This window comes from Leptolyngbya sp. FACHB-36, assembly GCF_014695955.1.
Lineage (GTDB): Bacteria > Cyanobacteriota > Cyanobacteriia > Leptolyngbyales > Leptolyngbyaceae > FACHB-36.
In genome coordinates this window covers 1-11,341 of record NZ_JACJPG010000183.1, presented here as the reverse complement: position 1 = coordinate 11,341, position 11,341 = coordinate 1, and the positions used below count along the sequence as shown (strand labels likewise).

The window sequence follows — 11,341 nt, the reverse complement described above, 5'->3', positions numbered from 1 at the left end:
ATGTATAGCACTTTGCCTTGACGCACCAGGTCATCAAACGATCGCATCACTTCTTCGGGTGGCGTGGTGAAATCCCAGGCATGCACCCAGAGCAAGTCGATGTAGTCGGTATTGAGCCGCTTGAGGCTGCCCTCAACAGACTGGATCATGCGCTTGCGGTGATTGCCTGCGCCGTTCGGGTCAGAGCTAGGGATTCCGTTTGAGTATTTAGTCGCAACGACGATCTCCTCTCGCTCACTTGCAATCAGCTCCCCGACATATTTCTCACTGGTGCCGTTGGTGTAAATATTCGCGGTGTCAATGAAGTTGCCACCTGCTTCACGAAAGGCTTCGTAGATGGTTTTACATTCGTCCAGCGATGCACCCCAACCCCAATCTTCACCAAAGGTCATCGTGCCAAGACACAGTTCTGAAACCCGTAAGCCACTTTTACCCAATAGTTTGTAGTGCATGATCAGTCCTCCTAAATGTGTTTGAAAAAGACGTTGGTTTGTAGCGAAAGACGAACGCAATCAGCTGCTGTAGTCAATGATGTAGGTGCTCAATACCTCACCGCAGGCAGTACAAGCATTTGATTTCAACTCAATATTCTGCTACGAAATTTGCACGTTTAGCCACGCTTCAAAGGCTGCTGTAATTGTGGGATTAGGAATCATCGTGAATAAACGTGGAGATTTTGAATCAATAACAAGGACAAACATCGCTATGTGGCAAGTTGTCCGCCAGTCACGTCGAGATCCATACCAGTCACAGACGTTGCTGCATTGGATGCCAGAAACATGACTGCCTCTGCCATCTCATGTGGTGTCATAATTCGCTTCGTCACAAATCCTTTTGCCGCTTGTTCATAGGTCAGTTTTTGGAAGGCAAAGGATTCTCGGAGTTGTGGCGTGTCCACAGCCAGAGGCGAGATGGAATTAATGCGAATGTTGTAATCAGAGTTTTCCACAGCAGCGGCTTTGGTCAGTCCAATCACGCCATGCTTACTGGCATTGTAGTGAGCGGTCGTCTTGAAGCCAATATGTCCAGCAACCGATGCCATGTTGATGATGCTGCCACCACCTTGCTGACGCATCTGCGGAATTTCGTATTTCATGCACAAAAACTCACCCACAGTATTAGTGGTAATAATGTCCATGAAGTTGTCCAGAGGAATTTTGTGAACTTCGGCTGGAGTCATGAAGATTCCGGCATTGTTAAAGGCAATATCGATGCGCCCATACTTTTGCACACAGGTCTCTACAAACGATTTCACATCCTGCTCAATCCGCACATCGGCTTTTTGGTAACTAGCACGACCACCTTGAGCCGTAATCTCCTGAGCAATTTTGTTGCCTAATGCTTCTCGTCGTCCGCAGAAGTGGACGATCGCGCCCTCTTTCGCAAACGCTCGTGCGGTGGCTTCTCCGATTCCTGAGGTTGCTCCAGTAATTAGGACGACTTTGCCAGCAAAGCGACCGTTTGAGTTGGTGGCTGTTTGCGGCACAGGCTTTTGCGTATTTGCTTGAGCGCGTGAGGCAATTGTGGTAGCAGCAACGCCTGCAACTGATGCTCCAGCAATCAGTATTCGTCGTCTAGATACTCGTTTATTTGGGGTTTGATTCTCTGAATTCATTGTGATATCACCGTAATTGTTAGAGCTGTTGGGATGTTAAATCAGTGAATACGATCGCTATCCCAATCCACCACCATCGACGCTATATTGACCACCTGATATGTAGGAGGCTTGATCTGATGCTAGCCACAGCACCATTGCAGCAACTTCCTCTGGTTTTCCAACTCGCTTACTTGGATAGGGTGCAACCAGTTGTGATTTAGTGACTTTCCAATCTCGCTCCACTCGATCGAGCATGGCAGTGTCGATCGCGCCTGGCAACACGGCATTCACTCGCAGTTTTCCGTATTCTTGCGCCGCCATTTTGGTCATGTGAATCACTGCCGCTTTGCTGGCTCCATATCCAATAATATTTGGAAAGGCGCGGTAGCCACCGATGCTCGCCATGTTGATAATGGCTCCTTGACCCGCTTTGAGCATGTGGGGGATTTCGTACTTCATGCCCAAAAATACACCGCGAGCGTTGGTGTTCATCAAGTCATCAAATTCACTAACGGGAGTATCCGCGATCGGATTGGGAGGATAATCAACTCCGGCATTGTTGAAGGCAAGATCCAACCGTCCATATTTGGCAACGCAGGCATCCACAAACGCTTTTACTTGCTCTGCCTGACGGACATCCGTCTGCATGTAAGTGGCTTCACCGCCCGCGCTTCTGATTTCACGCTCTACTTTTTTGCCCAAGTCCGCCCGCCGACCGCAGAAGAAGACTTTAGCGCCTTCTTTCGCAAACGATCGTGCCGTAGCTTCTCCAATTCCTGAGGTTGCTCCAGTAATTAAGACAACTTTGCCAGTAAATTTGCCATCAGGGTTTGTTGTGGCTTGTGGAGCAGATTGCTGGGTGTTTACCTGAGCTTGGGCAGCGATCGTTGTAGCTGCCACTCCTGCGGCTCCCAGAGCTCCTGCGGTCAAAATTTGACGGCGTGATAAATCTGACATTTGTTTTCTCCTATCGTGGCTTGAATTTATGAATTCCACCGGACGTTCGCGCCTGCCGCTACATCCATTGCCTCTCCGGTAATTGCGGCAGATTCAGGCATGGCAAAGAACAACAGCGCGTTAGCGATTTCGGCTGGATCTAAGAACGATCGAGGCTGAGAATTAAAGGACATCAGCGCTTTTTCTAAATTCTCCTGAGTGGGATTTTCAGGATTTGCCCAGCGTCGCGCTTCATCGTTTTGCGTCATCATGGTTCTGACACCCGTAGGATTGACGGCATTGACAGTGATGTTGTCTTTTGCCACCTCAGTTGCCACGCACTTGACCAGACCCAACACTCCCCACTTAGAAGCGTTGTAGGACGGAGAACCGGGAGAGCCAAACCGACTATTCGTTGAGTTGACTACAATAATTCGCCCCTGCTTGCGATCGCGCATGTGCGGAATCACCGCCCGCATCGTACGGGCAACCCCGGAAAGATTGACATCAATCACATCGTCCCACTCGGCATCGGTCATGCTATCGAGCGATGCCACGTAGGTGCAAATTCCCGCATTTGGCACCATGATGTCTACTTTGCCAAATTCTCGAATTGCCCGATCGACCGCTGCCCGCATCTGGGCAAGGTCGCGCACATCTGCCTGCATCGTGATGGAACGGCGACCCAAGGCTTTGATTTGCCGATCGGTTTCAGCAAGCTCTTCGGGTTTTGCCAGAGGATATTTCACAGAGTTGATTTGCTTGGCAATATCCAACGCCATGACATCGCATCCCTCACGGGCAAGCGCAACCGCACAGGCTCGTCCAATGCCCCGTGCTGCCCCAGTGACGATCGCCACTTTGCCGCTGAGTCTACCAGTAGGAGCTGGCTGACTTTGAGCCTCTCTCGACTGCTGCGAAACGGCTGGTTCAACTTTGGCGATGCCTGCTGCCACAATTCCAGCCAAGCTTGCGCCACCTAAAAGAAGTTTGCGTCGATCGATGCCGTTAAAGTTTGAGTTCATAGTCTCTTACATGTCCTTCCTTTACAGGTCCAAATACTGTGAGTGTAAAAGGTTGCCTGAGGCGCTGTCCTTATCAAATCTCGCTAAAATGTTTCAAATCCCGCTCAAAGTTTTTAATCTGCGGGAGAGTTACAATCCCAGCGGTAGGCAGAGGGAGGCATGCCTGTTTGTTTTCGGAAGAAAGTGGCAAACTGTCCTGGATTGGCGAATCCTAATTCACCACTGATGCGCTCGATCGAACTCTGTTGCGTGGTTAACAACCATTTCGCTGCTTCTAAGCGACAGTGCATCGTGTACTGATGGGGAGTGTGCCCAGTGGATTGCTTAAATAGGCGAGCAAAATGAGACGGGCTCATGCCCACAATCTGCGCCAGTTCAGCAAGCTGTATGCCCTCAGATAAGTGATGGTCAATATAATTGGTTACTTGATCCAATTCGTGCTTCGTTAAACCCGCTTCCGCCAAGGAATTATTTTGTCGCTGCTTATTGATAGGAGGTGCCCACTTAGCCGCCTGCGGGACTACAGCGGTGGACGATTGCTGCACGAATTGAGTAAATTGCAGCGCGATCGCGGCTTGATTTGCCAATGCCAATGCCAACTTCATCTGGTCAGATGAGAAGCGAAACGCCTGAAGACTGCGAAGCGTAACATTGCCCAAAAACGTGTCTTTAAAGAACAGCGGAATCACCATAATTGTTCGGATTCTCTGCCGTTGATTGTGCCGACGCACTGGCAGATATTCCGGCGATCGCGGCGCAATATCCTGCACCGTTTGCACCAAAACTTGCTTCTGCTGCAACAGCGGTAAATATTCTTCGTCCCACTGCGTCAGAGGATTTTGCTGCACCGCTCCTGGACGAACGATCGCTTGACCCCGCTGAATCTGGTGATCTTCATAATCAAGATAAAGCAGGGTTGTGCGGAGCATGGCATCGTAAAGCCAAACCCCGGCAGACAGAATGTTCAACTGTTCGACCAATGATCGTAAAACATCACCTAAAACCTGATCGAGAAGAACGTCTGCTCCTACGTTTGATGGTTCAATTCTTTCTTCAAACTGTAGACTCAACGCAACAGTCTCCAAATTGCTTCTTAATATTGCCAATTATTTTACACTGTGACAGCGAAGCCGTTTAGACAAGCAAATTAGCGCAAAACTACTAAAAGCGATCGCGCTCCAATGGAACGCAAGTTGCAGTAGCAACACAACGCTGATACATAAACCGCCGTAGATCCACAGGTTGAGTTTAATTCGGGTCATGTCAAAGCTCACAGGTGATTAAACGGGCAAAAAAGTAGTTGGTCATTTTGGCACCAAAGGGCGAGTTCCACCAGCGCGACGGATGGCAACCACGCGGCGCATTTAGGCTGTAATCAAGTTCGTCACACTTCTGCCAAGTGTTGTTTTTGCGCCAGCCAACGCGCTTACCCAACTCAATGATCACGGTGTCGTCCTGAGTGATCGTGGTGTTTAAGCTACCACCCACCGCTTGATACAGTTCAGCTTGCACACTGAAGCCAAAGTGATTTTGACTGTAAGTTGTCCACAGTGTATCAATCACGCGCAGTTCATGACAGGAAAAGCGACGCACATCGTTCGGCGTAATCGACTCTAAATTCGGTTCGCCACTGATGGCGAGAATGATTTGCACTGTTTCGCGATCGGCTTGCTCAAAGTTGCCTGCGGCGAGAAGCTCCTGCAATTTTCCATAGCGATAAATGTCTGCCACTAAAAGCAATTTTGTTTCGATTTGAGTCACGCGATCGACGACACGATTCGCTTGCGATAATTGCTCTACCTTGGCTTCAAGAGCGGTCAGCCGATCCTGTAGCTGCGAATCTGTTTGACTGATTGTTGGATTGATTGACATGACGTTAATTGGATTTAGTGACCTGCAAAGACAAATGAATAGATGAGTAGCGCGATCGCTAGCGTAAACAGAATGTGATTGATCCAGTCGTCAACGTTCCAATCTTGAAATAGCTTCTTCATGATGTTTTGGGTGAATTATTAATCCGGCAACCTGGGTTCGTACATTCGGAATTGAAGATTGTGTGGGGTGTGTATAGCCTGCGGTCTGGCTTAAAGGCTATAACACCCCACCGCTGATGATTTTGGTGCGTTACACGATCGCGTTTCTTGAATGGCGAAGCCGATACAGCACCCTATGAGGTAGTGTCATCTCTTTGATTGCCAGGTTAATAGGTGTGCTGGGATGCTTCTGGCGTAGGTACAACCCCATTCGATGAATCTTGTGGAAATTGATCGGAGTCGTCAGTGCGGCTAGGCTTGTTGAGACGGCGCGATCGCCAGCGGTCTTCTAACTGTTTGATCACGACATAGAGAACTGGCACCAAAAATAAACTCAAGATCGTCGAAATTAAGTAGCCACCAAACAAGGCGGTTCCCAACGACCAGCGGCTCATTGCTCCGGCACCTTTGGCAATGACAAGGGGCCAAAAGCCAACCAGTCCCGCTACAGCCGTCATCAAAATTGGACGTAAGCGTTCTTCCGCTGCGCGAATTGCGGCTTGCTGAATCCCCATGCCAATTTCCCGCGATTGATTGGCAAACTCCACGATCAGAATCGCGTTTTTACTGGCAAGTCCAATCAACATTACCAACGCCACCTGAGCATAGATGTTGTTGTTGACAACGGGATAGACGCCATTCGCTTGCAGCAAATTTGCTCGTAGCCCGATCGCGCCCAGCGCGCCCAAAATTGCTAATGGCACGGTGATCATAATGATCGTCGGGTCAATGTAGCTTTCATACTGAGCTGCCAGCACTAAAAACACGATGACAAACGCCAACCCAAAGATCAACGGAGCCGCACTACCGGATGATCGCTCCTGAAAAGCTGTGCCTGTCCATTCATAGCCAAACCCCGGTTTTAAGACTTGTTTCGCAACCTCTTCCATGGCTGCCATTGCCTGTCCGGTGCTATATCCAGGTGCGGGAGCCACCTGAATTTTGATGGCGGGATAGATGTTGTAGTGCGTGATGATGGGGGGATAGGTAATGGGTTGCAGTCGGACAACGCTGCTGAGTTGCACCATGCGGTTATCGCGCGATCGTACATACAGCCGTTCAATGTCTGCCGGATTGGCGCGTAAGTTACTATCCGCCTGCACATAGACGCGGTAGAGCTGTCCACTCAAGACATATTGATTGACGTAGTTGCCTCCCAGGTAGGTTTGCATGGTGCTGAAGATATCATTGATGGCAATATTTTGAGCTTTCGCCTGATTGCGATCGACCTCAATTTGCATCATTGGTGTGGCGTTGGTGAACTGCGTGAACACACTCGTCAATTCTGGTCGCTGCCGCGCTGCTTTAAGGAAATCGTCGCTGCTGCTAATTAGCTGCTCGATCGGTGCCGCTGCCCGGTTTTGAATAAAGAATTCCAAGCCGCCCGCACTGCCCAGACCATCCACGGGAGGTGCATTCACCGCAATAATCCGCGCTCCGGGAATCGTCGGGCTAATTTCGCGATTGACTCGCCGAATAATGCCGAACGCTGAAGCTTCTCCCCCTTTGCGCTCCTCCCAGGGCTTCAATTTAACAAAGAAGACTGCTTTGTTGCTGGCGTTACCCTCAAATCCAAATCCGACTAAGCCATTCACATGTTCAACATCGTGATACTCCAACAGCTTGGTTTCAACCTGCTCCACAATGTTGCTGGTGTAGTTGAGCGACACACCCGCAGGCGCCTCCGCCACCACAAAAAAGTAGCCCTGATCTTCTTCGGGAATAAACCCTTGCGGCGTGGTGGTGTAAATCCATCCAGCCGCCAGTAGCCCTGCAACAAACAGACTCAGCACGATCAGCCGGATTCGCATGAAAAATTCGATCGTTCGCACATAGCCCGCCCGCAGCCAACTAAACCCGCGATTAAACGCGGCAAATAGCAGCGCGATCGGTCCGTGCACCTCTTGTACCGGACGCATCAGAATGGCTCCGACGCTGGGTGAAAAACTGATCGCGTTGAACGTCGAGAGGGCGATCGAGAAGGCAATAATCAGCGCAAATTGCTTGTAGACAATGCCAGTAGTACCCGGGAAAAACGACACGGGCAGAAACACCGCCATCAACACCAGCGATGTGGCAATGATGGCAGATGTTAACTCTTCCATTGAGTCGAGGGCGGCTTGCATTGGTTTCATGCCGCGCTCCAGCTTTGCCGCGATCGCTTCCACGACAATAATTCCATCATCCACCACCAATCCAGTTGCCAGAATCACACCAAACAGCGTCAATTGATTCAGGCTAAATTGGAACACTAGCGCCAGCGCCATCGTGCCAATCAGCGATACGGGAATGGCGATCGCCGGAATAATTGTGGTGCGCCAGTCCTGTAGAAAGATAAAGATCACCAAAAACACCAGCAGCACGGCTTCTACCAGCGTCTTGATGGCTTCCTCTAGAGACGCCGCGACAAACTCGGTGTTATCCAACGCCACAGTAGCTTTGATTCCCGGTGGAAACAGCGGCTCCAGCTCCGCCATTTTTGCTTTGACGAGCGCGGCAGTGTCCCAGGCATTCGTCCCCGGAAGCTGATACACCAGCAAAATTACACCGGGCGCATTATCAAACACATTGGCAGTGCTGTAGTCCTGTGCGCCCACTTCTGCCCGACCGACATCCCGAATCCGCGTTAGCGCCCCGTTTGCGCCTACTTGCACCACAAGATCTTCCGCTTCTTGCGGTGTCGTAAAGCGCCCGACTGCCCGCAGCGCAATTTCATACTGCTGATCGTTTGGCGTGGGCTGTTGTCCAATCCGTCCAGCTCCTACCTGAATGTTCTGCTCGGTAATAGCGTTCACAACGTCCTGAGCGGTGACGTTTCGCGCTGCCAGCGCATTCGGATCGAGCCAGATTCGCATCGCGTAGCGCCGCTCTCCCACCACTCGCGCATCTCCCACCCCTCTAAGGCGTTTGATCTCATCGAGGACTTGCCGATCAACGTAGTTACTCAAAAATCCACTGTCGTAGACAAAGTTGCCGTCCGCATCTTTCTCCGAGGTGATGGCGTAGGCAAGCGTGATCGTGGGCGATTGTTTCTGCGTCGTTACTCCCGTGCGCGTGACTTCGGTAGGCAACTGAGCATTAGCGATCGCGGCGCTATTTTGCACGAGCACCTGAGCGGTGTTGCGATCGATTTCGGTGGGAAAGGAAATGTTGAGGGTAATGTCTCCGTTATTCGTCGTCTGCGAAGACATATAAATGATTTGCTCAGTGCCGTTGATTTGTTTCTCTAGCACCGTCGTCACGTTTTCCTCAGCAGTTTTCGCATCGGTTCCCAGGTAGCTTGCCCGCACGGTAACTTGCTTGGGCGCAAGCTCCGGCAGTTTAGCTAAGGGCAACAGCGGCAAGCAAATGCCGCCAACCAGCAAAATTAGAACCGTACAAACCAGCGTAAGGACAGGACGTTTAATAAAGACTGTGGAGATGTTAAGCAGCATAAGGGCACGATCAATAGATTAGTGGTGAAATGATTAGGGTGTTTGTCTGGAGGCTTGCTTTTCACCCATCTGAGCAAGTTGGATCGCTGCCCCGTCGGTCAAACTTTGAATGCCCGACGTAATCAGTTGATCCCCTGACTTAATGCCAGAAATCACTTGATACTGCTGACCTTGCGTCGTGCCCAACTTCACAGGTTTTTGACGAGCGACCTGACGCGATTTTCCATCTTTGGATTCTGTTTCGGCGACATACACAAAGTCCTGAGCGCCTACCCGCGACACCGCAACCGTCGGAACTAAGATGCCGGGACGCTGATTCCAGATCAGTCGCGCTCGGACAAATTGTCCATCGCGCAACTGTTGGTCGCGATTGGGGAACCGCGCTTTGGTTAAAATCGACTGCTCCTGAGTATTGACCTGTGGCGCAATGAAGGTCAATCGTCCAGCTCTAAGGCGTTTGCCAGAGTTCGGATCAAGCAGTTCCACCGTCAATCCACTCCGCAGTTGGGCTTGTCGGGCGATCGGCACTGAAATTCGTAAATCTAATTCGTCGTTTTGAATAATACTCGTCAGTGTGTCACCAACATTGACGTAATCCCCCACCCGAGTTGGAATATCACCCACAATGCCGACGATCGGCGCCACCACTCGGTTGTAGTTCAAATCTTCGACTTGCACCGCTAATTCAGCTTGCGTGCGTTGCAGTTGCGATTGACTTTGTTGCACCGTCGCTCGCGTGCCCGCAAGTTGGGCTTGGGCAGCCGCAAGATCTTTTCTTGCCACTTCCAGTGATTGAGTGGCGGCATCCCGCGCCGCAGTCGCGGCATTAATCTGCTGCGTGCGTTCATCCAAGCTTTGCCGAGCAGACGCGCCCTCCGCCACTAATGTCTGAGCGCGGCTGTAGTTGACTTGAGCCAGCTTCACATCCGCGTTGCGGCTTCGCAGTTCGGCTTGCAAGCGTTGAATGTCTGCCGATCGCCGTGCAACTTCGGCTTCTGCTGCTTTGACTCCGGCAGTTGAGTTGGCTAAAGTGGCGCGCTGGGCATCGACTCCTGAAACGGCTGCCTGTACTGATGCTTGGTTGCGTTCAGGACGCAATTGAAGAATTGGCATTCCAGCCGTTACAACATCGCCTTGACGGGCAAGAATTCGCTCGACTCGACCCGCAATTTGAGGACGCAAATTCACCCGTTCTTTTGCTTCCAGCGTGCCGACAAACTCGGAGCTTTCCTGCAATGTGCCGGAGCCGATCGCCTGAATCGTGACCGCAACTGGCGGCGGTCCACTGGCTGTTGCTGCCGGATCTTTACCGCGACATCCTGTGGTCAGCGCTGTCAACACAAGCGCAGTGCCCAGTAGATAATGACGAGAATTGAGTGATGGGGGCATGGTTTGATTCCTGAACGATAACAAGGGATTAAAGTGCGTTTTCAGTATTGATCGATCGACTTGAGCTTCTGCAATGAACTTGAAAACGGTAGCGGTCTGGCTCAATGCAAATTAGTGTTGCTCAGGTCATCATTAAGGGTCATTACGCGATCGCCTGTAAAAATTGTTCGTAGTCTTGGGACGTGTCGATATCGATCGCGCCATCAGGAAATGGAACAGAAACGGCTTCATGAATGAGTTGATGGATTAGCAGTTTGGCACCAGCGTCGCCCTTCAGAGCCATCAGATCTGGAAATAGCGTCAAATCAAATAAAGCCGGAACGCCGATCGTGTCAGCATAGTTAGAGGCGATGATACGTTTGCCTGTCAACCAATACTGCTCAACTAATTGCTCGATTAGTTGCACTGAAATCAATGGCTGATCGCAAAGCGTGACGATCGCGGCTTCAAGCATCGGACATTGATCGTGTAACGCCTCCAGTCCTGCACGAATTGAAGAACTGATTCCAGTTGTCCAATCAGGATTCTCTACAATCGTGACAGGTAAATCGCTCACTTCTGACCGCAGTTGTTCTGTCTGTGCGCCCAGCACAACGACAACGGGTTGACATCCTGATGCAATTGCTACGTTTGCCGTATGACGCAAAAAGCTTTGTCCCTGATACTGCAACAATTGCTTGGGTTTGCCCAAGCGGGTTGATGCCCCTGCGGCGAGAATCAATACCCCGATCGCGGTATCTAGAACCTGTTCCATCTCGATTTGCTCTACCTGATTCATACGGTCATCAACACTCCATCAATACAAACGGTATTGGGTGCAGTCGTGGATTCAGCAGGCTGGTGAATGGGTGTTCTGCGGTCTTTGAGCGGCTGGCTCGATCGCCCTGCCAAAACCATCTGAATTTCAGCAACGATTGCCAGCGCAAT

Annotated in this window: 9 protein-coding genes; all 9 read right to left on the bottom strand. The window is 50.8% G+C overall.

Annotation, left to right across the window (positions count from 1 at the left end; genetic code table 11):
* Positions 1–452 (bottom strand): aldo/keto reductase (locus H6F43_RS03020; protein WP_190340532.1); only part of this gene is annotated, 452 nt, incomplete at its 3' end.
* Positions 453–703: 251 nt separating this feature from the next.
* Entirely contained in the window at positions 704–1,615 is a 912-nt protein-coding gene (locus tag H6F43_RS03015; protein ID WP_190340530.1) for an SDR family oxidoreductase, read from the bottom strand.
* 57 nt (positions 1,616–1,672) lie between these two features.
* Positions 1,673–2,554: a glucose 1-dehydrogenase gene (locus H6F43_RS03010; protein WP_190340528.1), complete on the bottom strand. Its 882-nt coding sequence runs from the start codon at positions 2,552–2,554 to the stop codon at positions 1,673–1,675.
* Between the two features lie 26 nt (positions 2,555–2,580).
* The gene (locus tag H6F43_RS03005; protein ID WP_190340526.1) at positions 2,581–3,558 is read right to left on the bottom strand and encodes a mycofactocin-coupled SDR family oxidoreductase; all 978 of its coding nucleotides are present in this window, start codon (positions 3,556–3,558) and stop codon (positions 2,581–2,583) included.
* 113 nt (positions 3,559–3,671) lie between these two features.
* Positions 3,672–4,628, bottom strand: coding sequence for an AraC family transcriptional regulator (locus H6F43_RS03000; RefSeq protein WP_190340524.1), 957 nt, complete (start codon positions 4,626–4,628; stop codon positions 3,672–3,674).
* Positions 4,629–4,821: 193 nt separating this feature from the next.
* Complete coding sequence (locus H6F43_RS02995; protein ID WP_190340522.1) at positions 4,822–5,430, bottom strand: GUN4 domain-containing protein; 609 nt, start codon at positions 5,428–5,430, stop codon at positions 4,822–4,824.
* A gap of 328 nt (positions 5,431–5,758) precedes the next feature.
* Entirely contained in the window at positions 5,759–9,025 is a 3,267-nt protein-coding gene (locus H6F43_RS02990; protein ID WP_190340520.1) for an efflux RND transporter permease subunit, read from the bottom strand.
* Positions 9,026–9,058: 33 nt separating this feature from the next.
* Positions 9,059–10,414, bottom strand: coding sequence for an efflux RND transporter periplasmic adaptor subunit (locus tag H6F43_RS02985; RefSeq protein ID WP_190340518.1), 1,356 nt, complete (start codon positions 10,412–10,414; stop codon positions 9,059–9,061).
* A 142-nt stretch (positions 10,415–10,556) separates the two neighbouring features.
* Positions 10,557–11,192: a nucleotidyltransferase family protein gene (locus tag H6F43_RS02980; RefSeq protein WP_199290130.1), complete on the bottom strand. Its 636-nt coding sequence runs from the start codon at positions 11,190–11,192 to the stop codon at positions 10,557–10,559.
* Between the last annotated feature and the right edge of the window lie 149 nt (positions 11,193–11,341).